Annotated in this window: 21 protein-coding genes and 1 pseudogene; 4 read left to right on the top strand and 18 right to left on the bottom strand. The window is 71.2% G+C overall.

The window, feature by feature from the left end:
* Positions 1-28: 28 nt before the first annotated feature.
* The 12 genes from OG286_RS10860 to OG286_RS10805 all read right to left on the bottom strand — a co-directional run bounded on the left by OG286_RS10860 (position 29) and on the right by OG286_RS10805 (position 11822).
* Entirely contained in the window at positions 29-865 is an 837-nt protein-coding gene (locus OG286_RS10860) for an alpha/beta fold hydrolase (RefSeq protein ID WP_396323482.1), read from the bottom strand.
* A gap of 90 nt (positions 866-955) precedes the next feature.
* Positions 956-3742 carry an AAA family ATPase gene (locus OG286_RS10855; RefSeq protein WP_396323481.1) on the bottom strand — a complete coding sequence of 929 codons (2787 nt, stop codon included), beginning with the start codon at positions 3740-3742 and terminating at the stop codon, positions 956-958.
* Complete coding sequence (locus OG286_RS10850) at positions 3739-4626, bottom strand: carbohydrate ABC transporter permease (protein ID WP_396323480.1); 888 nt, start codon at positions 4624-4626, stop codon at positions 3739-3741. Before OG286_RS10850 ends, OG286_RS10855 begins: the two co-directional genes overlap by 4 nt.
* Positions 4623-5588 carry a carbohydrate ABC transporter permease gene (locus OG286_RS10845; protein ID WP_396323479.1) on the bottom strand — a complete coding sequence of 322 codons (966 nt, stop codon included), beginning with the start codon at positions 5586-5588 and terminating at the stop codon, positions 4623-4625. Before OG286_RS10845 ends, OG286_RS10850 begins: the two co-directional genes overlap by 4 nt.
* Positions 5588-6916: an ABC transporter substrate-binding protein gene (locus OG286_RS10840; RefSeq protein WP_396323478.1), complete on the bottom strand. Its 1329-nt coding sequence runs from the start codon at positions 6914-6916 to the stop codon at positions 5588-5590. Before OG286_RS10840 ends, OG286_RS10845 begins: the two co-directional genes overlap by 1 nt.
* Before the next feature lie 164 nt (positions 6917-7080).
* Positions 7081-7806: an alpha/beta fold hydrolase gene (locus tag OG286_RS10835; protein ID WP_396323477.1), complete on the bottom strand. Its 726-nt coding sequence runs from the start codon at positions 7804-7806 to the stop codon at positions 7081-7083.
* 61 nt (positions 7807-7867) lie between these two features.
* Entirely contained in the window at positions 7868-8611 is a 744-nt protein-coding gene (locus OG286_RS10830; RefSeq protein ID WP_396323476.1) for an acetate uptake transporter family protein, read from the bottom strand.
* A 181-nt stretch (positions 8612-8792) separates the two neighbouring features.
* Complete coding sequence (locus tag OG286_RS10825) at positions 8793-9389, bottom strand: Dps family protein (RefSeq protein ID WP_396323475.1); 597 nt, start codon at positions 9387-9389, stop codon at positions 8793-8795.
* An 88-nt stretch (positions 9390-9477) separates the two neighbouring features.
* Positions 9478-9999, bottom strand: coding sequence for a DoxX family protein (locus tag OG286_RS10820; protein WP_396323474.1), 522 nt, complete (start codon positions 9997-9999; stop codon positions 9478-9480).
* A 5-nt stretch (positions 10000-10004) separates the two neighbouring features.
* Positions 10005-10667: a hydrolase gene (locus OG286_RS10815; RefSeq protein ID WP_360641491.1), complete on the bottom strand. Its 663-nt coding sequence runs from the start codon at positions 10665-10667 to the stop codon at positions 10005-10007.
* Positions 10668-10800: 133 nt separating this feature from the next.
* A complete protein-coding gene (locus OG286_RS10810; RefSeq protein WP_396323473.1) occupies positions 10801-11031 on the bottom strand; it encodes a hypothetical protein in 231 nt (76 codons plus the stop codon).
* A 578-nt stretch (positions 11032-11609) separates the two neighbouring features.
* Positions 11610-11822, bottom strand: a complete 213-nt coding sequence (locus tag OG286_RS10805; protein WP_396323472.1) for a hypothetical protein — start codon at positions 11820-11822, stop codon at positions 11610-11612.
* A gap of 724 nt (positions 11823-12546) precedes the next feature.
* On the opposite strand from OG286_RS10805, the gene OG286_RS10800 reads away from it, so the two are divergent.
* Positions 12547-12828 (top strand): MerR family transcriptional regulator, encoded by a 282-nt coding sequence (locus OG286_RS10800; protein ID WP_396323584.1) that lies wholly within the window; start codon positions 12547-12549, stop codon positions 12826-12828.
* A gap of 394 nt (positions 12829-13222) precedes the next feature.
* Here OG286_RS10800 and OG286_RS10795 read toward each other — a convergent pair whose 3' ends face one another.
* The 3 genes from OG286_RS10795 to OG286_RS10785 form a co-directional block, all read right to left on the bottom strand.
* Positions 13223-13585 carry a hypothetical protein gene (locus OG286_RS10795; protein ID WP_405365137.1) on the bottom strand — a complete coding sequence of 121 codons (363 nt, stop codon included), beginning with the start codon at positions 13583-13585 and terminating at the stop codon, positions 13223-13225.
* 94 nt (positions 13586-13679) lie between these two features.
* Entirely contained in the window at positions 13680-14084 is a 405-nt protein-coding gene (locus OG286_RS10790; RefSeq protein WP_396323470.1) for a hypothetical protein, read from the bottom strand.
* 226 nt (positions 14085-14310) lie between these two features.
* Positions 14311-14538, bottom strand: a complete 228-nt coding sequence (locus OG286_RS10785; RefSeq protein ID WP_045940481.1) for a hypothetical protein — start codon at positions 14536-14538, stop codon at positions 14311-14313.
* Between the two features lie 521 nt (positions 14539-15059).
* On the opposite strand from OG286_RS10785, the gene OG286_RS10780 reads away from it, so the two are divergent.
* The 3 genes from OG286_RS10780 to OG286_RS10770 all read left to right on the top strand — a co-directional run bounded on the left by OG286_RS10780 (position 15060) and on the right by OG286_RS10770 (position 17781).
* The gene (locus tag OG286_RS10780; RefSeq protein WP_030918248.1) at positions 15060-15263 is read left to right on the top strand and encodes a cold-shock protein; all 204 of its coding nucleotides are present in this window, start codon (positions 15060-15062) and stop codon (positions 15261-15263) included.
* A 363-nt stretch (positions 15264-15626) separates the two neighbouring features.
* Complete coding sequence (locus OG286_RS10775) at positions 15627-17162, top strand: DEAD/DEAH box helicase (RefSeq protein WP_405365135.1); 1536 nt, start codon at positions 15627-15629, stop codon at positions 17160-17162.
* A 160-nt stretch (positions 17163-17322) separates the two neighbouring features.
* Positions 17323-17781: a CBS domain-containing protein gene (locus OG286_RS10770; protein ID WP_405365133.1), complete on the top strand. Its 459-nt coding sequence runs from the start codon at positions 17323-17325 to the stop codon at positions 17779-17781.
* 304 nt (positions 17782-18085) lie between these two features.
* Here OG286_RS10770 and OG286_RS10765 read toward each other — a convergent pair whose 3' ends face one another.
* From OG286_RS10765 to OG286_RS10755, 3 genes and pseudogenes are all read right to left on the bottom strand, one after another.
* Positions 18086-18367: a MerR family transcriptional regulator gene (locus tag OG286_RS10765; protein WP_396323583.1), complete on the bottom strand. Its 282-nt coding sequence runs from the start codon at positions 18365-18367 to the stop codon at positions 18086-18088.
* 1079 nt (positions 18368-19446) lie between these two features.
* Positions 19447-19572, bottom strand: a pseudogene (locus OG286_RS10760) (MarR family transcriptional regulator); the annotation flags it as partial.
* A gap of 61 nt (positions 19573-19633) precedes the next feature.
* On the bottom strand, positions 19634-20944 hold the full coding sequence (locus OG286_RS10755) for an SgcJ/EcaC family oxidoreductase (RefSeq protein ID WP_405362054.1): 1311 nt from the start codon (positions 20942-20944) through the stop codon (positions 19634-19636).
* Between the last annotated feature and the right edge of the window lie 169 nt (positions 20945-21113).

Genomic DNA, 21113 nt, shown 5'->3' with positions numbered 1-21113 from the left:
CACCCCGTGTGGACCGGCGGGAGCGGCCTCACTTCGCCAGGAACGCGAGGAGCGCGGCGTTGACCTCCTCCGCGTGGGTCCACAGCAGGCCGTGCGGGGCGCCGTCGATCTCGACGTAGTCGGCGGACGGGAGCGCCGCGTGGAAGGGACGCGCGGTACCTTCGGCGGGGAGGATGCGGTCGGCCGTGCCGTGCAGGATCAGGGCGGGGACGTCGATGGCCGGGATGTCGGCGCGGAAGTCGGTGTACCAGGTCGACGGCGCCGCCGAGGCCGCGAAGGAGCCGCCACCGGCCGCGGTGTTCCAGCTGTTGCGGACGGCCTCCTCGCTGATGCGGCTGCCCAGGTTCTCGTCGAGGTTGTAGAAGTCGTTGAAGAAGGCGGTGTAGTACGCGTAACGGTCGGCCTTCACGGCGGCGACGATGCCGTCGAAGAACTCCTTCGGGGCGACGCCGGCCGGGTTGTCGTCGGTCTTGAGCAGGCAGGGCTCCAGCGAGGCGAGGAAGGCGACCTTGGCGACGCGGGCGGAGCCGTACGCGGAGACGTAGCGGGCGACCTCGCCGGTGCCCATGGAGAAGCCCACGAGGACGGCGTCGTTCAGGTCGAGGGTCTCCATCACGGTGTTCAGGTCGGCCGCGAAGGTGTCGTAGTCGTAGCCGGTCGTCGGCTGGGAGGACCGGCCGAAGCCGCGGCGGTCGTAGGTGATGACGCGGTAGCCGGCGTCGAGGAGCGCGGCGCTCTGCCGCTCCCAGGAGTGGCCGTCGAGGGGGAAGCCGTGGATGAGGACGACCGGCCGGCCGGTGCCGTGGTCCTCGTAGTAGAGCTCGACGGCGGTGGTGTTCTCCTGGCCCACGGTGATGTACGGCATGGCTGTCTTCCTCGCTTCGGGTCGGCTGGTCCGCGCGTCGTCGCGGCGCGGAATGCCGTCACGCTATGGCGGGGGAGGCGCCGCCGGTTGTCACGCGACGCCCCGGGCCTTGCCCACGGGCGCAGAGTCCGGAGACAGGGACGGGCCGGCCGCGTCGACCTCCGCCTGGGCCAGTACCAGCCGGGTCAGGTGGACCCGTGAGTTCACCGAGAGCTTGCGGAAGATCGACGTCAGATGCGTGTTGACCGTGTGCGCAGACACGACAAGGGCGGCGGCGGCCGACCGGTTGGTGTGTCCGGCGGCGATGAGCCGGGCGACCTTGCGTTCCGAGGCGGTGAGCGCGTCCCACCCCTGGACGGGCCGGGGGCGGGCCGGGCGTCGACCGGAGCCCGTCATGGCCCGGTCCAGTTCCGCCCGGACCTTGTCGGCCTCGAAACCGGCCCCCGCCTGGGCATATGCCTCGTACGCCTTCGTCAGTGCGGGTACCGCGGCGGTGTCTCCCGCGGCCGACAGCGCGCGGCCGAGGTCGGCGCGGGCCGCGGCGAGGGGCAGGGGCCGGGGTCCGTTGAGAAGGATCCGGACGGACCGCTCCAGGAGGCCGTGATCGGCGTGCACCAGAGCCGCCGTGTGGGTGGCGGTCCCCTGGGCCGTCGGCACGGAGGGGTTGTGGGAGGCGTAGTCGGCCGCCTGGGCCGCGAGGTCCACGGCCAGGGCCCGGTCGCCGGCACGCAGGGCGATCTGCACGGCCTCGACGAAGCGGGAGCGCAGGAGCCGCCATCGGACGAACGGGTGGTCCCGCTGGGCGGACCGCACCCGTTCGGCCGCTGCCGCGTGGTCGCCGTCGGCGTCGGCGAGGAGGGCCTCCAGGTACTGGTGAGTGGCGTGGTTGCCCGTGTTCGGCCGACCGGCCACCGCCGCCCGGACGACCTCGGCGTGTTCCTCCGCGGCTTCGCGATCGCCTCGCAGCAGCGCGAGCCAGCCCCGGTTCACGCGCATGTTGACCAGGTTGCCGGGCACCTGGACGTCCGCTTCCAGCCGCTCGGCGGTGACGAGGTCGGCCTCCGCGTCGTCGAGCCGCCCGAGCCCCAGGTTCAGGCTTGCCTGGGCCCACATCAGCATCGCGGGTCGCAGAGGGGCGTCGCCCGCCGTCCGCAGCAGGTGCCGGGCCGTGTCGAAATCGTCCATGTGGACGCGTGCGACGACCTCCTCGGGCAGGAACGCCGCGTCGAACGCGCTGAGCGCCGTGTGGTGGTCGACGGCGGACGCGCACTCGCCCGCGTTGAGGGCGATCTCGCCAAGGCCCCACAGGGCGACGACGCGGGCCTCCCGGTCCTGCGCACACTCCGCCTCGGCGACCGCCCGCTCCCCGGTCCTGCGAGCGGTGCCGAGGTCGCGGCCGCGGGACTGCGCGAGCGCGAGCCGCGCGGTCAGCCGGGCGCGGACCGCCGGGTCGGTGACGACGCCCAGGGCCGCCGTCGAGCGGCGGGTCAGCTCATGGATGTCGTCGAGGTGCCACAGTGTGTCCCCGAGTACCGACTGCAGACGGGCGAAGACGTCCAACGAGGGCTGTCGGGCCAGGAGGACATCGCCGATCTCACGTGCCCGTGTGTACCGGCCCGCACGGGTGAGAGCGGCGATGGCCCGTTCACCCATGCCGGACATCGCGGGATCGTGGGGCGGCACCAGTTCCATGGCACGCACCGACAGATCGGCGGCGAGGTCGGGCATGACGGTGACCACGTCCGAGGCGGCACGGGCGAGCAGTCGGATCGCCTCCTGGTCACCGGGTTCCGCGCTCTTGAGCAGGTGCGGGACCGCGTCGACCGAGGTCCGGCCCGCCGCGACGAGCCGACTCGCCGCCTCCCGGTGCAGTGCTCGCCGCGCAGAGGGCGCGAGGTCGGCGTAGACCGCCTGACGGAGCAGGTCGTGGCGGAACACGAGGCGTTCGCCGTCGTCCTCGATGAGCCCGGCGGCGATCGCCTCCTGCAGTTCACCGATGAGGCCCGAGGCGGGCCTGCCGCACAGGGCCGCGGCGTCGGCGAGGTGGAAGGCGCGTCCCAGGACCGAGCCGATCCGCAGGAAGTGGAGGGTGCCCGGTCGGAGCGCGGACAGCTTGCCGCGAACCCCGAGCACCAGCCGCTTCGGCGGCTCGGCCGCGTCCGCGCCCGACGCCGCGATGCCTGCAAGCACCTCCGCCGCGAGAAACGGGTTGCCGCCGGCCCCGTCGAGCAACTCGGTGACGTTCTCCGGTGCGGTCCCACCGAGTACGTCGCGCGCCAGCTCGGCGAGGGCGGCACCGGACAGTGGCCGCAGCGGAAGCGTCGCCGTCCGGGGTACGTCCCCGCGCAGGTCCGGGTTCTCCCTGCCCGCGAGCAGCCAGAGAACCGGGGAGGCCAGCAGCCGTGCCGGCATGACGTTCAGCGCGAACCGGCTCAGCGGATCGGTCCACTGGACATCGTCGATCGCGATCAGTGTGGGCGCGCCCGTCGAGCGCTCCTCGATCAGCTGGGCCAGCCGTTCGACCAGCCAGATGCGTTGGTCGTGGTGGCTGGCCAGGTGCGCGAAGTCCTCGGCGGCCAGCAGCGGCGGATCGCCGTGCAGCAGTCCCGAGGCCAGCGAGGCCAGGGGCGCCAGCTCGTGCAGCTCCTCGGCGCGTCCCTGACTGACGACGAACCCGCGGGCGCGTGCGATCGAGACGGTCTCCTCCAGCAGGACGGTCTTCCCGATCCCCGGCTCGCCCAGGAGCAGGGCCACCCCGCCGCCTTCGCCGTCGCGCACCGCCTCGACCATGGCACGAAGCCGCTCCAGCTCGGCCTCCCGGCCGCGCAGACCCGGCCGGCTCAGCCGTGCGCCCGCGGTCTCCTCCTCCGGTGTCATCCCTTGACGGACCCCGCGAGCAGGCCTCGGGCGAAGTGCCGCTGGAGGGAGAGGAAGACCAGCAACGGGAGGAAGGCCGACACGAACGCCCCCGCGGTGAGCCGCTGCCACTCGTTGCCGCGCGTCCCGGCCATTGCCGCCAGTCTGACCGTCACCGGAGCGGTCTCGGCCGTCCCGCCCGACAGCGTCATCGCGACGAGCAGGTCGTTCCACACCCAGATGAACTGGATGACCGCGAACGTCACCAGGACCGGGCGGGCCAGCGGCAGGACGATCCGAAGCAGCAGCGTCGCATGTGACGCGCCGTCGACCCGGGCCGCTTCGACCAGGTCACGGGGCAGTCCGGCCAGGAAGTTGTGGAGGAGGAACACCGCGAACGGCAACGCGAAGACCGTATGGGCGAACCAGACGTGGTCGAACCGACCCGCTCCGGTGACGTGCCAGGCGGGCAGGAACAGCCATCCACGGGAGAAGAACCGCAGCAGGGGGACGAGCGCCATCTGGAGGGGCACGATCTGCAGCGCGAAGACGCCGACGAGAAGCGCGTCGCGCCCCCTGAAGTCGATCCACGCCAGGGCGTACGCGGCGAGGAACGCCAGGACGAGCGGGAACAGAACCGAGGGCAGCGTGATGACGAGCGAGTTGACGAGGTGGCCGGCGAGCTGCCCCGACGCGTTCCCGGTGCCGAACAGCACCTCGCGGTAGTTGGCGAGCGTGACGTGGGGCGAGCCGAACACCGTCCACCAGCCGGTCGTCTTGATCTCGTCCTCCGGACGGAACGAGGACAGGAACAGGCCGAGCGTCGGCGTGGTCCACAGGATCGCGATCACCACGGCGGTCAGTGAGAGCACACGGGAGGAGAGACGCTCCCGGACGCCGCTCACCTCGTACTCCGCTGCGCTCGGACCTGGTAGGCCACGACGGGGGCCACGAGGAGGAAGAGCAGCACCGCGAGAGCCGCGCCGTGGCCGGTCCGGCCGTAGCGGAAGGACTGGTTGACCATCTCGTGGGCGATGACACCTGTGTCGAACTGCCCGGCGGTCATGGTCTTGACGATGTCGAACGCCTTGAAGGTGCCGATCACCTCGGTGAGGACGACGACGAGCAGCGTGGGTCTGATCGACGGCAGGGTGATGCGCCAGAAGATCTGCCGCGGTGACGCGCCGTCCAGCCGGGCCGCCTCGATGATCTCGCCGGGAACGGCCGTGATCGCGCCCGCCAGCAGGACGGCGGCGAAGCCCGCCTGTGTCCACACCATCGCCACGATGAGGAACAGGACGTTCCAGGGAGATTCCACGAGCCACTGTCCCGGTTCGCCGCCGAACGCCACGACGAGTTCGTTCAGGAGCCCGATCTGCTCCGCCCCCGCCGGCCGGTAGGCGTAGACGAACTTCCAGACCAGTCCGGCGCCGACGAACGAGATCGCCATCGGCAGCAGGACCAGGGACAGGGCGAGCGCCCGGAGCCGCGACCGTACGACGGCCGCGGCGTAGAGGAGACCGATCCCCGTCACCAGCAGCGGCACGAGCACCACCCACGCCAGGGTGTTGCGGAGCGCGATCAGCGCCTCGGGGTCGGTGAACATCCACACGTAGTTGTCGATCCCGACCCAGGTGTCCCCTTCGTCGTCCATGAACGACAGGCCCAGGGTGCGCAGGCCGGGCAGCAGGAGACCGACGGTGAGCAGCGACAGCGCGGGGGCCAGCAGCAGGCAGGCCGCGCCCCGTCTCCGTACCGGGCCTCGGTGCAGCGCCAGGAGGACCAGGCCGACCACGGCCGAGAACGCGACGACGCCCTGGAGGAGGTGGAGCAGTTTGGGTTGCTGGGCGACGACGTCGAACGACATCAGTGGCTCGGCCAGGACCGTTCGATGGCCGCTGCCACCGATTCGGTGTCCTTGCCGGTGATCCAGTCGACGGCTCCCTTCCAGAAGGTGCCCGCACCGACTGCCGCGGGCATCAGGTCGGAACCGTCGAACCTGAACTGCGTCCGGGGATCCTGCAGCAGCTGGATCGAGAGCCTGTCGATCGGGCCGGCGGCGTTGGCCGGATCCACTCCCTTGTTCGCCGAGACGAAGGGGCCCTTCTTCATCCGCGCGTTGGCGAAGTCGGCGCTCGCCAGATATTCCCGGAAGGCTCGGACCTCGGGTCGGTCGGAGAAGGCCGCAGTGAACACGCCTCCACCCAGGACGGGCCGGCTGGACGTGTCCGTCCCCGGCAGGAGGAAGGCGAACACGTCCTCGTCCGGTCCGATCCGGGTGCCCTTCGGCCAGTGCTCGGCGTAGAACGACGCCTGGCGGTGCATCGCACAGTTGCCGGAGAGGATCGGCCTGCCGGCGTCCTGGTAGGAGATCGAGACCATGGAGCGGGCCGGTCCGTAGCCGCCGTTGACGTAACGGTCGTCCTTGAGGACGGACCCCACCGTGTCCATGGCCCGGATCACCCGCGGGTCGTTGAACGGAATCCGATGGGAGACCCACTGGTCGTAGACGTCCGGCCCCTGCTGGCGGAGCAGGACGTCCTCGATCCAGTCCGTCACGGGCCAGCCGGTCGCCTCGCCGGATTCGAGGCCCGCACACCACGGCCTGACCCCCGATGCGGCGACCTTCTCCGTCAGCTCCATCAGCTCGGCCCAGGTGCGGGGGACGGTCAGTCCCCTGTCCCGGAAGAATTTCGGCGAGTACCAGACGAACGACTTCACGTTCGCGACCAACGGAGTGCCGTAGAGGGTGCCGTTCACGGTCGCGTAGCTGTTCCAGTCCGCCGACCAGCCCTGCTCCGCCAGCGACACCAGCTCCGCACTCGCGGGTTCGAGCTTCCCCGCGCGCGCGAAACGCTCCAGGAGCCCGGGCTGAGCGAAGAACGCCACGTCGGGGGCGTGGCCGCCCTCGACCCGGAGCTGGATCTGGGCCTCGAACTCCCCGTCTCCCTCGTACTGGACGTCGATCCCCGTGCATGCGGCGAAGTCCGCCCAGGTCGCTTCGAACAGGTCCGCTTCCCGGTCCCGGTTGGACGCGTAGACGGTGACGTGGGTTGCGGGGTGTTCGCCGTACCGTGCGTACGGCCCGCAGTCCCCGGCCTCGCCACGTGAAGAACCGTCGGAGGGGGCAACACATGCGGTGGCCGTGACGACGATGGCGATGACGGCGAGCGCGAGCCTCGCGCCGAACCTCATGGTTGTGCTTCCTCCGTTCGCCCGCCAAATGTCCTCGGGGGCGGACAGAAGCTATCAGCGTTCGAACATAATCAACCAATCGTTCGAGGTCAGGGGCTTGTACGGGTATGCCGAGCCCACACCGGGGGGGTGGGCTCGGCACGGGCACCGGTGGGCGGGGAGGGTCAGCGGGCGACGGACCGGGCCGCGTCCTGGATCAGCTCCGCCACGGCCTCGGGCCGGGCGAGCATCACCAGGTGCGAGGAGTCGACCTCGACGGTGGCCATGCCGGCTCGTTCGTAGCCGTAGCGCTCCACGTCGGGGTTGATGGTCCGGTCGGAGGTGGCGACCAGGCCCCACGACGGCTTGATCTTCCACGCCGCGACCGGGGCCGCCTCCGAGAAGGCCCGCGCGGCCAGGGGGCGCTGGGAGACGGCGAGCACCGCGGCGAGCCCGGGGTCGACGTCGGCGGCGAAGAGAGCGGGGAACCTCTCGACATCCACCGAGACGTCGGTGCCGGCCTCGGCGGATCCGACCGCGGGGAACGGCGTGAAGACGAGCGCGTCGGCGAGGCCGGAGTCGGGGAAGCGCCCCTGCAACTCGCCGAGACTCTCGCCCTCCTCCAACGCGTATCCCGCCAGGTAGACGAGCGCCCGGACGTTCTCCTCCACGCCGGCGAGGGTGATGACGGCGCCACCGTAGGAGTGGCCGACCAGGATCACGGGGCCGTCGACAGCACGTATCACCGAGGCGATGTACGCGGCGTCCTCCACCAGGCTGCGGTTGGGCACGGCGGGAGCCACCGCCTTCAGGCCTGCGGCGGTCAGTTCCGGGATGACGCGAGCGAAGCCGGAGGCGTCGGCGAAAGCACCGTGGACCAGCACGACGGTGGGTTCGGCGGATCGGGACATGGGGGAACTCCTGTTCAATCGTTGCTACCGCGCGGCCGCGGTGTTCATGGGCGCCGGATGTTCAGAGCGTTCGGCGCACGCCGGCCTGGCGCTCCAGATTGCGGAGCTGGACCGCGAGGCCGCCCTCGAAGGCGGCGTGGGCCGGACCACTGCGGCCGATGGGCAGGACCTCCTCGCTGCGCATGTCCTCCAGCATCAGGGCGAAGGCCGTGTACATCGCGACGAGCGCCACCACGAGGCCAAGGGCGCCGGACGTGCGGGTGAGCCATTCGGCGCCGGTGAGACCTGACAGGCCGGTGGTCGCCCAGCGGGGCAGGGAGACCAGCAGGACGAGCCACAGCGCGCGCTTGGGCCGTGTCACGGCGGTCATCAGCGCCCCGAAACACAGAAGCGCGAGGTTGAAGACGCCCAGCACGCGCAGACCGTCGGGCGCGCCGCTGAACATGACGAGCCCGTACGCCAGCCAACTGCCGGCGAAGACGCCCATCAGCGTCGCCGCGATCACGTCCCGGGCGCCGAACGCCAGGATGCTCACCAGGAACTGCAGCGCGAAGGCCGGCAGCACGCACAGGGCGACGGCGCCGCGGGCCTCGGTCTCGAAGAGCCCGAGCTGCATGCACCCCGTCATCACGGATGCGATCGCCACCGTGAAGAAGCCCAGCGGCATGGGTGAGGCGATGGGGCGGAGGTTGATCCGGGTCATCGACCGGAGGTCGGGTTCGAAGCGGCGTTCCGGGGGAGCGTCCGGCCGGCCGGCCTGTCCGCCGTCGGCGCCGCCGGTGGCGGAGGGGGAGGTTGTGCTCATGGTGGGGTCTCTCGTTCGGTGCTCGAAGCGGGGGTGGGGCAGGCGAACAGGGCCTGCGGAGGCCGGGTGGAGGGAGCCTCGGAAGCCGCGCGCCTCAGAAGCCGTACGCCTCGAGGGGGCGCAGCCGGACCTCGCCGACCCGGCCCGCCGCCGACCACGACGACGTCGTACGTGTCCGCCATCAGCCCTGCACCAGAGGGGTGTCCACGAGGTGCTCGGCCAGGAACCACACCTGCGTCTCGCCGGTACGGATGACCTCGGAGACGAGCAGGTCGGTGCTGCCCTCGTCGCCCTCCGCCGAGATCCGGGCGGCGGCGTCCCGCGCGTCGATCAGGATCCGCTCGTGCGCGTCGAGGAGCCTCGACAGCATGACGGGGACCTTCTCCACGCCGTTCGGCGGCCGCGGAATGGCCGTCAGTTCCGCGACATGGCGCGGGTCCGCGACCGCGACGCCGCCGAGGCTCTGGATCCGCTCGGCCAGCGCGTCCACGATGGCCAGTTGGGCCTCCGCGTGCTTGTCCAGCATCAGGTGGAGCGAGTAGAAGGTCGCCCCACGCATGAGCCAGTGGTGCTTCTTGTAGAGGGAGTAGAGGATCTGCGTGTCGGCGAGTACCCGGTTCAGCCGCTGGCAGGCGTACATGCGGGTGTCGTGGCCGAGGCCGATCGGCAGCTGCTTCAGCGTGCCGAACGTCTGGGTCTCGCCACCCTTCTGGTGCAGCAGCGGCTGACCGCCGCCGTGTGAGGGTGCGGTGGTGGATGCGGTGGTCGCGGTTTCCATCGGGTAGCTCCTGGTGTGAAGAGTGGGAGGGCCCGGCCGCCCGCGCGGGGGTCGCAGGCGGCCGGACCCGGTCTGTCGCGGCTCGTGCTCAGTGGCCGCCGGAGGCGGCGGTCCGCGGTGCCGCCGGGGCCTGGCGGTGCAGTACGAGCCGGGTGAGCAGCCCGCTGCCGAGGCCGGCCACGAACGCGAGGCCGGCCCACCACAGCGGGTACGGGGTGAGGCCGAGGGCCGCGTCGACGGACCACGCGCCGGGTCCGGTCGCGGCGAGGGCGGCGGCGGCGCCGATGAGGACGAGAGGGTACTCGTACCCGTCGTTCTGCACCCAGAGTCCGTTGTGCCATTTCACGGTGAGGGCGACCGTCATGACCCCGATGGCCCCGGTCGCGGCGAGCGGGGTCAGGGCGCCGGCGGCGAGCAGCAGGCCGGATCCGATCTGGCCGCCGCCCGCCGCCAGGGCGGTGAGCGCTCCGCCGCGAAAGCCGTCGGCACGGAACTCCTCCGTGCCGCCCGCGAGGCCTCTGCCGCCCAGGTGTGAGCTGATCTTCTGCACGCCGTGGCCGGCGACGAGCAGACCCACCAGCAGGCGCAGGATCAGAATGCCGGTGTCCACGGGCGTCAGCCGGCGGCGTGCGCGCCGATGACGCTCTGCGCGTAGACGACCCCGAGGCCGTACGCGCCGGCGTGGGCCTTGACGATCTCCATGACCGCGCCGTACGTCTCCTGACGCGCCCAGTCACGCTGCAGCTCGAGGAGCACCTGCACCCAGGTCACCGGCACCGCGCCGGCGGCGATCATCCGCTGCAGCGCGTGCTCGTGGGCGGCCGGGCTGACGCCGCCGGAGGCGTCCGAGACCACGTACACCTCGTACCCCTGCTCCAGAGCGGAGAGCGCGGGCAGCACCAGGCAGACCTCGGTCCACAGACCGGCGAGGATGATCTTCTTGCGCCCGGTCGCCTTGACGGCGGCCACGAGGGCCTCGTCCTCCCAGGCGTTCATGCTCGTCCGGTCGATGATCTCGTGCTCGGGGAACACCTCGGCGAGCTGAGGCAGCAGAGGCCCGGAGAAGGACTCGGCGGCCACGGTGGTCAGGACGGCCGGAACATCGAAAGCCCGAGCCGCCTTGGCGAGCCCCACGGTGCTGTTGATGATCGCGGCACGGTCACCGCTGCCGGTGCCGAAGAACATCTGCGGCTGGTGGTCCACGAAGAGCATGACCGCGTTGTCGGGCGTGAGGAGGTCCGAGCTCGGGGCAGCCTGAACCTTGGTGATGTCGAACATGAGGGATCCTTTCGGAGCAATCGGTAGGGCGCCCACCGCATTCGCGGCTTCGGCACACCCCGAAACTACGGTCGGATCGATCGGCCGGGTTTCCCGCTTGCGCCCAGGAGTTGGCACGCCAGCGCACTACCTGTCAGGCGCGTGACGGTAGGGCGGCGAGGGCTCGATCGATGGTGGCGCGGCGCCGGTCGGCCTTCTGCCGGGGGAGCCGGCAGTGGCCGAAGGCGGGGATCAGGTTCCCCTCGACGCAGTCCCCGTCTCCGGCGTAGGTGGTCGGGGCGATCCCATCCTTCTTCGCCGCCGACCACTCCCGGAGGTAGCTCGCGACGGTGGTGCGGCGGTCCTCGTAGACCGCGCAGCTCACCGTCCAGCACCGCCTTCATCTCCCGCAGGGGCCGGCCGCTGCGAGGCGGTTCTCCGTGGGAGCTCGCGCCGGTCGCGGCGGGATGGTCGGAGGCTCCGCGGGCGTGGGGAAGGCCGGCGGGGGCCAGGGCCGGTGAGCCAGGTCGTGGCGGAGGGCATCGAGTCTGGCCAGGCAGGCGTCGATGGTGGCGGTGGCGGCACTGCTCTGTTCCTGGATCCGGCGCTCGATGGCGGCGAGCTGGATCCCGCTGCCCGAGCCCGTCGACGCCCCGGCCTTCGTCGAAGCCGTCGCCCGAGCCCTGAACACCAGCCGCAGCGCAGCCCGCCGGGACGTCTCCTCCGATTCGAGTCCGGCGCCACAGTGGTGCGCCGCGACATCCGCCTCGGCCAGGTGCGGTCCATCCAGCCGTACCGGGCACTGGCCGGCACCGGAACCGTGATGGAGCCCGTCCGCTGGCGGCACCCGCTCCGTCACACCGGCCAGCCGGGGCGAGCGCGCTGCGCACCGGCGACGACGCCAGGCGCAGGATCGGCCCGAAAGCCTGGCCGGGAGGGTCCGCGAGTGCGTTCCGGCAGGAGTCACCTCTGGTCGTGAGCGCCAGGTGGGCGGGTGGTGTCGAGGGCTTCGCGCAGGGCGTACAGGTCGGCGATGGTGGCCAGCTCGGCGAAGCGGGCCGGCAGCCGACGGACGGTGCGGTCGTCGCCGTCGCGAACGGCCTCGGTGATCGCTTCGACCAGGGGCGTCCGTCCGTTCCGGCCCGTCTCCTGCACCGCGGACACCAGGTATTCCACTGCTCGCCTCCCTGCGCGGTGTCGCTCGGTACTTCGGGCGCGCGGCGGCGGTTCGGGGGTTGCCGCCGCCGCGCAGCGAAAGGTTACCTCACGCGCGTGCGCCGCAAAATCTATGCGCGCCGGAGTAGACATTACTGGCAGGTGGGTCTAACGTTTCTCTCGTAGACAGCAGTCCGGCGATACCGGCCAGACGCGAACTGGCCGGGATTGTTCGACAGAAGTTCGCAGTTCGGTCCGGCAGTGGAGTTCCGAAGCCAGGCAGGTGCAGGACGGCGGCGGGGCTGACTGCCGGACCGGGTGGGCCGTCACGGCCACCGACCAGTGGTACGCAGTTCAGCAGGTGCAGTACCAGCAGTACGAAAGTGACAGTTCAGTACAGAGGATGAACGGAAGGCGCAAGCGCCATCGGGATCGCCCGGCCGGTGAACACTCGCCCGGGCGGACACCGCAGACCCCAACGCAAGGACGGTGGTTTCCGGTCACGCATACGCGATCCCCGCACACCCCCTCCCCCGGGGCAGTGCGGAAGTAGAAGGACCGGCCCAGGCCGGTAGATGGTGTTGTTCCCCTTCGGGGCCCCGGAGCCGACACGGCCCCGGGGCCCCTCGACGCGTTCTCCCCGAGAACCCGCGTTCTCCTCGAGAACCAGAAAGATGCAGTGACTACAACGCCCAGCCCCGACACGCCCGACAAACTCGACGACGACGACTACCCCGCCTACACCATGGGCCGCGCCGCCGAGATGACCGGCACCACCCCCGGCTTCCTACGAGCCCTCGGCGAACACCGCCTCATCACCCCACTGCGCTCCGAAGGCGGCCACCGCCGCTACTCCCGTTACCAACTACGCATCGCCATGCGCGCCCGCGACCTTGTCGACCAGGGCACCCCCATCGAAGCCGCCTGCCGCATCGTCGTCCTCGAAGACCAACTCGAAGAAGCCCTGCGCCTCAACGAACAACTCCGCCGCTCCCCACGCGACCAGGAACCCCCCGCGGACACCTGACCCGGACCGGCAACCCGGCCTGGAACCCCCTCCAGCCGTACGGCCGCCCGCCGCAGAGGTCAGACGCGGGCGGACGCCCTGACGCTGAACCCTCTGGTCACCCTGGACGGCCACACCGCAGCGCGGCACAGGACGTGGCGGCTGGAGGGGGCGGCCGGGCTGGACGCCGCCGGCCAGGTGCTCGGGATGGTCCGCTCGGAGATGGGCGGCACCGCCCGGGGCGCCGATGTCTTCCGCCCGCCCGCTGTGCCCTTCGCCTCTCCGGCCGGAGCCATCGGCGGCTCCACCCCGACACCCGGACCGGCGGTCACGACACCCCGCTCAACGCTCGGCACCTCCTCGATGCCGACACGTCGGGCGCCAAGCCAGGCGGCCACTTGGCCTGCCGGGGCTCTCAGGTGTCGGAGTAGCTGAGGTCCCCGACCGTCCAACTGCTGACGTCCTCGATGGCGATGCGGTACATGCCGCCGGTGTGGGGCAGCCCGAAGTCGCCCTGAAGGATCCTCGCCCGGTGGAGATGCAGATGGGTGGGCCGGGCGGGCGGGCCGTCGTGGGGCGGGGCGAAGAGAGCGGCGAACGGCTTCAGGTGCTCCGAGGCCTGGAGGACCTCCGCCACCCGCTCCAACCACAGGCTCACCGGCGCGAGCCTGCCGGTGATCACCGCGCCGGGGACCACCACGGTCAGGGACATCTGGTTGCTGTGCTCGGACTCGACCATCGCGGCGATGTCGACGAGCAGCCCGTCAGGGTTCGACATGACCCCCAGAATAGGACACGGCTGCCCGGGCCCCACGCGCCTGGGGCAGCGGCCATCGCGACCACGGGCCTGTCGCCGGCCGCACGGCCGGGTGCTACACGGCGGCGACCTGACGTGCCGGCCAGCTGCGCCGCGGTGCGGGGCAGGTGGGAACAGCCAGGAGGGTTGGGGCAGTGCCCGGATCGTACGGGCCGGCGGTGACGAGCAGGTCGTCGCCGAGGGCGGTGACGGTGAAGCCCGCATCGCCGAGGATTTCCGACAGGGCCAGCATGAGCGCGGTGCGGATGCCGCGGAACTCGGTGCGCCCGGCGGCGTCGGCGGGATGCGGGCAGGCGTGGAGGGTGGGTCCGATCAGGTCCTCACCCGGCCGCCATCCGAGTACGAGGCCGGTCCTCGGACGCAGTCGGACGGAGAGTCCGGCTGCCCGCGGCGGTGCCGGCTCGAACCCTCGGCGGGAGAGCACTTCGCAGACGCACTCAAACAGATGTTTGTCATCCACGCGCGGAGTTTATCGCCTGCCCACCCCGCGGTCGACCATCGGTGACGAGGCGTCACATGCCCTTCGGGTTGCCGTCGGTGCGACTCCGGGATCGGATTGGCGGGCCTGTTCGACCTGGCTGGGTGCGCGCTCCTGGACGGCTGACCGGCGCGATGGTCCAGGGGCGCGCGGCAGGGCCCGCGCCATGTGCGGTGCGGCGCACTCGGCCGGGGGCGTGCGTCCTGGGTCAGAGTTTGAACATCGCGGTGTAGGGCTGGGTGATGCGTTCCCGCCGCGATCCGAAGTCGACGAGGACCGCGATGTCGCTGTCGCCTTCCACGCCGATGGCCCGGCCGAGGCCGTACTGGTCGTGAGTGACGCGGTCGCCGACGGCGAAGTGCTTGCGCGGTGCTTCGATCCGGGCCTTGAAGGGGCTGGTGGGCAGGACGCGGCGGACTGCTGCAGATTTCGTCATTCCCTGCAGTATGCGCCGAAAATCGCGAGAGCGGGCCTTTTCGGCACATTCAATTTCGCAGTTGCGGCAGGAACTTCGCGTAAGCCGTACAGCGTGCGCCCGGACGGCGGCGGTGGGCGTGATGCGTCGCTTTCGCGGGTCTGTCGCGGCCGGGGCAGGCGCTCGGCGCCCGCGCGACTCGCCCTCCCGGGGAGAGGCCGGCGGTCGGCGCCGAAGGTGCGCACGTGCATGCCCAACCTGACTGCCATGCATGCCTGTTGACCGTCTTGGCGCCTCGCGGTCGGCGGCCCCGGGGAAGGGGCCTCGCGGAACCGGGGGTGAAATATCCGCCCGTGGCGGGCTGGGGCCTGCTAGAGTCGTCTCAGTTGCAGTAGTGGTTCCCATGAACTTTGTGTGCGCCTGCTGATGTATCGCAGGCGCCTTTTTGTTTCCCGGCTCTTCCCCGGGTGGGTGCTCATCGCGGTGACTCGGAGCGTGCACTGTGCACGTTTCGGAAAGTCCCCTTTGAAGGAGATTTCTTTATGGCTAATGGCACTGTGAAGTGGTTCAACGCGGAAAAGGGCTTCGGCTTCATCGAGCAGGAGGGTGGCGGTCCTGACGTGTTCGCCCACTACTCGAACATCAACGCCAACGGCTTCCGTGAGCTGCTCGAGGGCCAGAAGGTCGAGTTCGACGTCACGCAGGGCCAGAAGGGCCCGCAGGCCGAGAACATTCGTCCGCTGTAGTTTCTGCCACGGCACCCGCCTGGTAGCGAGGGGCCCGCACCGCGTACACGCACGGTGCGGGCCCCTCGGCATTGCGCCACGCGCATTCCCCGGCCGTTCAGGCCCCCTGGCTCCGCCACCGGCGGCCATCCCACGCGAGACGCACAAGCGCCGCGTCCGGATCGGCGCCCTGCCGTGACATCCCACGGTTCGAGGATCTTCGCTCCCGCCCTCCGCGGTGAGCGCCGACCTGAGGTGACGTGCCGCACGGTTTCACCGTCCACGCCCCGCACTCCATACTTTCGGCCCGTTCCCTTGCGGCCTCCTGCCGGCGCCCCGCGCTGCGGAGCCTCCTCGCGACGTGCCGCCCCAGGAAGGTTTCGCATGAACCGCTCCAGTCGCTCCCCGTACCAGAACGCCAACTCCCGCTCCTCGGCCTCCTCCCGCTCCGGCAGCTCCTACGGATCCCGCTCCGGCGGCAGCTCCTTCTACGGCGACCGGCGCGCCGGTGGCCGGAGCTCCCGTCAGGGTTCGTCCGCTCAGGGCGAGTTCGCGATGCCGGTGAGCATCACCCCGGCGCTGCCGGCCGTCGAGGCGTTCGACGAGCTGGACATGCCGAAGGCGCTGCTGTCGGTGCTGACCCGCCAGGGCGTCACCGCGCCGTTCCCGATCCAGGCCGCGACGCTGCCGAACTCGCTGGCCGGCCGTGACGTCCTCGGACGTGGCCGTACCGGTTCCGGCAAGACCATCGCGTTCGGTCTCGCCGTGCTGGCCAGGACCGCCGGGCAGAAGGCCGAGCCGCGCCGGCCGCTGGCCCTGGTGCTGGTTCCCACCCGTGAGCTCGCGCAGCAGGTCACCGATGCCCTCACCCCGTTCGCCCACGCGGTTCGGCTGCGGATGGCGACGGTGGTGGGCGGAATGTCGATCGGACGCCAGGCGCAGGCGTTGAACCGGGGCGCGGAGGTCGTGGTGGCCACCCCGGGCCGGCTCAAGGACCTGATCCAGCGTGGCGACTGCCAGCTGGACGGGGTCGGCATCACGGTGCTCGACGAGGCCGACCAGATGGCCGACATGGGCTTCCTGCCGCAGGTCACCGAGTTGCTGGACCAGGTCGCCGAGGGCTGCCAGACGATGCTGTTCTCCGCCACCCTGGACCGCAACGTCGACCGCCTGGTGCGGCGCTTCCTCAAGGACCCGGTCACGCACTCGGTGGACCCGTCCGCGGGAGCGGTCAGCACCATGGAGCACCACGTGCTGCACGTGCAGAACTTCGACAAGAACGCCACGATCGCCCACATCGCCTCCCGTGACGGCGGGGTGATCATGTTCATCGACACCAAGCACGGCGCGGACCGCCTGGTGGAGGACCTGCTCGCGAACGGGGTGAAGGCCGCGGCCCTGCACGGCGGCAAGTCCCAGCCCCAGCGCACCCGCACCCTGGAGCAGTTCCGCAACGGCCAGGTCACCGCGCTGATCGCGACCAACGTCGCCGCCCGGGGCATCCACGTCGACGGGCTCAACCTGGTCGTCAACCTGGACCCGCCGAGCGACCACAAGGACTACCTGCACCGCGGCGGGCGCACCGCCCGCGCGGGGGAGTCCGGCACGGTCGTCACGCTGGTGCTGCCCAACCAGCGCCGCGAGATGGCCCGCATGATGACCACGGCCGCCATCACCCCCGTCACCACCCGGGTCAGCGCCGGCGACGAGGAACTGGCCCGCATCACCGGTGCCCGCACACCCACCGGCATCCCCACCGTGATCGCGGCCCCCGTCGTCGAACGTCCGCGTCGCAGCGCGTCCACGGGCCGCGGCCGCCGCAGCCGCCCCACCGGCGACACCCGGGCGGCCGCCGGTCGCGACAATCAGAGCTCCTCCGGCCGCCGCCGGGCACCGAGGCGCGTCGCCCTGGCCGCCTAGCACGTACGTGGGGGGCCCGGACTGCCGGCGCAGCCCGGGCCCCTGCCACTCACCAAGCGCGGAGCAGTCTCGGCCCGCTCCGGCGCACCCGCCGGCCGTCCCACCGCCAGTGCCCTGACTACCGCCGGTCCCGGCGGTGGATACGCGAAGGAGTCCGCCCATGACCATCACCCTCGAACGCCTTGCGACCACCGCCACGGTCGGCGACCTCATGAAATGCCCGGAGCTGCAGGTCAGCGACGACGTCATGGTCGACACGGCGATGGACATCCTGCAGAGCTCCGGCGCCGACCACCTCCTGGTCCGCGACGACGACGGCCGCTGCGCGGGGCTGCTGACGCGCCTGCACCTGGCGCCGTTCCAGGCCCGGTCCTGGTACACCGAGCGCACCCCGGTGCGCGACATCGTCCTCGACCGTGCCCCGTTCGCCACCGCCGACATGCCCGCCGCCACCGCGGCCGCCGCCATGCGTTCTCGCGGCCTGGCCGTGTGGCCGGTCGTGGACCACGACGGCCACGCCATCGGCCTGCTCAGCCTCCAGGACTCGACCACGGGCGCCAATGCGCCGCAGAGGGCATTTGGCTCGGGGGCCGGGGGCGACGGTCAAGCCCGTCTGTGAGCCCACGGCGCCCACCGGGCCTCGCAGCCGCTGGTCCAGCTGCGGCGCCCAACCCCTGTCGCGTTCGATCCCGTGCCCTCACCAACGGCGGCCGCCTCCCGGCAGGGATCCGTCGGGGGGGTACGGCGCACACACGGACCTGGGCTTCGCCTCCTCGGGGGTGGTCGCCACAGGGTCCGAGTTCACGCACAACACCTGGGCCACTCGAGGCTTGACGGCTGGTGTGGTTTGCCGCTTCCCGGGCGGCCTGCGGTGAGCACCTGCTGCTCACCGCGGGCCGGTTTCGTCGGCCTGGATGGCTGGGTCAGGTGTCGGCGGCGGGTTCCTGGCCGTGTGGGGAGCGGCGGAGCTGCTCGTTGATGCGCAGGGCTTCCTCGAGTTGGTCTTCGAGGATGATGATGCGGCAGGCGGCGTCGATGGGGGTGCCCTGGTCGACGAGGTCGCGGGCGCGCATGGCGATCCGTAGTTGGTAGCGGGAGTAGCGGCGGTGGCCGCCGTCGGAGCGCAGGGGGGTGATGAGGCCCTGGTCGCCGAGGGAGCGCAGGAAGCCGGGGGTGGTGCCGGTCATCTCGGCGGCGCGGCCCATGGTGTAGGCGGGGTAGTCGTCATCGTCGAACGAGCTGACGGCGTCGGGGGTGTGGGGTCGGATGGTTGCCGTGGTCACTGCACCTCTTCTTGTTGTTGTGTCCGGGGACGCGCTGAGGGGCCCCGGGGCCATTGTGGCTCCCGGGGCCCCGAAGGGTTTTACACCATCTGCCGGCCTGTGGCCGGGTTCCTCATGTCCGCACGGCCCCGATCGAGGGGGCGTGCGGGGATCGCGTATGCGTGACCGGAAACCACCGTCCTTGCCTTGGGGTCTTCGGAATCCGCCCGGGTGATGCCTCACGGGCCGGGCGATCCTGATGGCGCTCTGTCCCCTCCGTTCATCCTCTGGACTGACCGATTACTGCGAACTGCGGGTACTTCCAACTTCCGGGTACTGCGACCTGCTCGGTACTGCGGACTGCTGGTACTGCGAACTGCGTGGTAGTGCCAACTACCCGGTACTGCTGTGGCGGTCCTTGCGGTCCGCCGGTTCCGGCAGCCAGCCCCGTCGCCCGTCCTGCTCAACCGCTCGGCTTGGAACCCCACTGCCGGCCTCCCAGCACGCGCGCCGGCAGCCTGGCGCCTTCACTGGGATACCGCGTACTGCGACTGCCGGTACTGCCCAACTCAACTTCACCTGCTGGTAGTGCACTTGCCGAAATGCAGTACCGCGGATGGAGGCCCCTGATGCCTGCGGGCCGCCTGGCCCGGTCGCCGGTCCTGTCGCCTTACTGCACCATCTCTGGCTTCAGGGCCCTGCAACCGTGCCGACCTGCGAACTTCTGTCCTGCTGCCCGCCAGTTCGTGTCTGGCGGGTACCGCTTGACCTCGTCTACGAGAGAAACACTAGCCACGGTGTGCGGCAATGTCTACTCCAGCGAACATAGATTTTGCGGTGTCGGTCTGGGAGGTAGTCTTCACCCCGGACAGGGCGGGGCGGCCGGTCGCCGCAGCCGCGCCGGGACGGAGGACGCCCTGTCCGACGGCCAGGACGACGAGTGAGCGGGAGGCGAGCGGTGGAAGGGCCGCAGGTAGTGCGGCAGGTGCGCACCCCCGAGCCCCATACCCAGGCTTCGCTGTCTGGGTGTAGGCCTTCTCGATCTGCCGGGCCCGGGTGAAGGCGATCAGCGCCTCGTAGGCGACACCGGTCCAGGACGCGGCGGGCTGTCCGGCGGGTTCCGCATCGGACATCTGCTGGGTCGTCATGAAATGTTTCCCGCCCTGCAGCTTCGAGCATGAAACCTGCACCGCAAGCCGTGCAGGGCCGTCAGTCGGCCACGACGGTGTTCTGGGCGGCGCCGACGCGCCAGGTGCCGTCCTCCTTGACCAGGATGTAGAACGGGCGGCCCTCGGGCTGGTCGGCGATCCGGGTGCCGTCGTGACGGACCGGCTGCTGGCGGACGTTCACCGCGGCGACGTCGGGCCGCAGGAACAGCACGCGCTCGACGTCGTAGACGGCGGTGGACTCGGCCGTCGCCCCGGGCAGCACCTTCCGGGTGAAGGTCTCGATCTCCTCGAAGCCCGACAGCCGCTTGCCGTGGCCGGTGGTCCACACCGGGTCCTCCCGGCGGAAGACAGCCAGGAACCGGTCGACCAGCTCGTTCTGCTGGGCGTGTTCGACCTCGGCGACCAGGCGGCGGATCGCGGCCACCTCGGCGTCGGTCTCCGGGCCGTCGGGGGCGCCGAACACCTCGACCGGCCGGTACGAGCCCGACACCAGTTCGTCCACCGCGCCCGGCCGGCCCGGCCGCCAGCCGAGGGCGGTACGGGCGGCGGCGCCGCTGACGCTCTGGTCGAGGGCGAGCGCGCCCGCGAAGAGCGAGCCGAAGACCTCGGCGGCCTGCTCCACCGGCACCGCGTGCGGGGCGGCGAGCACTGCGGCTGCGCGGCCGGCGGCCCGGGCGAGGTCACGGACCGGCACGGCCGACTCGCCGACGCCGTGCCAGACGGTGCCGGTCCCGGCCCGCTCGACGGCGGCCACGAACAGCTCGGCCAGGTCGTCCACGTGGACGGTCGGCCAGCGCACGCCCTCCTCGCCGTAGTACTCGGGCACCCCCTGCCGGCGGGCCCGGTCGACCAGGATGGCGGGGATGCCGCCGCCGCGGCCGTACACGATGCCGGGCCGGACGACGACCGCGCGCACGCCCTCGGCTGCCTCGGCCAGCACCCGCTGCTCGATCCGCGGGCGGTAGCCGACGATGTCGATCGGGTCGGTCGGGGCCTCCTCGCCGACCTCCTGGGCCTCGCCGGTGGCGCCGAGCACCCAGACGCCGCTGGTGTAGACGAAGGGGCGGCCGGTGCCGCGCAGCGGAGTGGCGAGCGCCTCGATGACGGCGGTGTCGACGTCGGCGTCGCCGCTCGGGGGAGCCAGGTGGATCACGGCCTCGATCTCGGGGGTCACCGCACCGGCCAGCGAGGCCGGGTCGGCGGTGTCGCCGACCACCTGGGCGTGCCAGGCCCGGCCGGGCTGCGGCTCGGCCCTACGGGTGAGCGCGACGACCTGGTGGCTGGCGGCGGTGAGGTGGTCGGTGACGGCGGAGCCGATGTAGCCGGTGGCACCGGTGAGCAGAACCTTCATGACATTCCTGTCTTGAGGAGCGAGACGTCACGTCTCGCTCGATGGCATGGGGACTTGCTTCGAAGCTGCGCAGTGCGCGCAGGGGTTCGCCTCAGAGTGATAGAGATTGATCATGTGTCCGGCCAGGCCGTGGACGGCTTCCTCGACCGTCTCGCCCAGGGTCGGGTGG

Source organism: Kitasatospora sp. NBC_00039 (genome assembly GCF_045160625.1).
Taxonomy (GTDB): domain Bacteria; phylum Actinomycetota; class Actinomycetes; order Streptomycetales; family Streptomycetaceae; genus Kitasatospora.
Note: the sequence above shows the minus strand (reverse complement) of the source record. Positions and strands in the feature narration are given on the sequence as shown.

Coding starts and splice junctions, on each gene's coding strand:
- OG286_RS10860 (WP_396323482.1), bottom strand. CDS start 865: ATGCCGTACATCACCGTGGGCCAGGAGAACACCACCGCCGTCGAGCTC.
- OG286_RS10855 (WP_396323481.1), bottom strand. CDS start 3,742: ATGACACCGGAGGAGGAGACCGCGGGCGCACGGCTGAGCCGGCCGGGT.
- OG286_RS10845 (WP_396323479.1), bottom strand. CDS start 5,588: ATGTCGTTCGACGTCGTCGCCCAGCAACCCAAACTGCTCCACCTCCTC.
- OG286_RS10840 (WP_396323478.1), bottom strand. CDS start 6,916: ATGAGGTTCGGCGCGAGGCTCGCGCTCGCCGTCATCGCCATCGTCGTC.
- OG286_RS10835 (WP_396323477.1), bottom strand. CDS start 7,806: ATGTCCCGATCCGCCGAACCCACCGTCGTGCTGGTCCACGGTGCTTTC.
- OG286_RS10830 (WP_396323476.1), bottom strand. CDS start 8,611: ATGAGCACAACCTCCCCCTCCGCCACCGGCGGCGCCGACGGCGGACAG.
- OG286_RS10825 (WP_396323475.1), bottom strand. CDS start 9,389: ATGGAAACCGCGACCACCGCATCCACCACCGCACCCTCACACGGCGGC.
- OG286_RS10815 (WP_360641491.1), bottom strand. CDS start 10,667: ATGTTCGACATCACCAAGGTTCAGGCTGCCCCGAGCTCGGACCTCCTC.
- OG286_RS10800 (WP_396323584.1), top strand. CDS start 12,547: ATGGGCCGCGCCGCCGAGATGACCGGCACCACCCCCGGCTTCCTACGA.
- OG286_RS10795 (WP_405365137.1), bottom strand. CDS start 13,585: ATGTCGAACCCTGACGGGCTGCTCGTCGACATCGCCGCGATGGTCGAG.
- OG286_RS10785 (WP_045940481.1), bottom strand. CDS start 14,538: ATGACGAAATCTGCAGCAGTCCGCCGCGTCCTGCCCACCAGCCCCTTC.
- OG286_RS10780 (WP_030918248.1), top strand. CDS start 15,060: ATGGCTAATGGCACTGTGAAGTGGTTCAACGCGGAAAAGGGCTTCGGC.
- OG286_RS10775 (WP_405365135.1), top strand. CDS start 15,627: ATGAACCGCTCCAGTCGCTCCCCGTACCAGAACGCCAACTCCCGCTCC.
- OG286_RS10770 (WP_405365133.1), top strand. CDS start 17,323: ATGACCATCACCCTCGAACGCCTTGCGACCACCGCCACGGTCGGCGAC.
- OG286_RS10765 (WP_396323583.1), bottom strand. CDS start 18,367: ATGGGCCGCGCCGCCGAGATGACCGGCACCACCCCCGGCTTCCTGCGC.
- OG286_RS10755 (WP_405362054.1), bottom strand. CDS start 20,944: ATGAAGGTTCTGCTCACCGGTGCCACCGGCTACATCGGCTCCGCCGTC.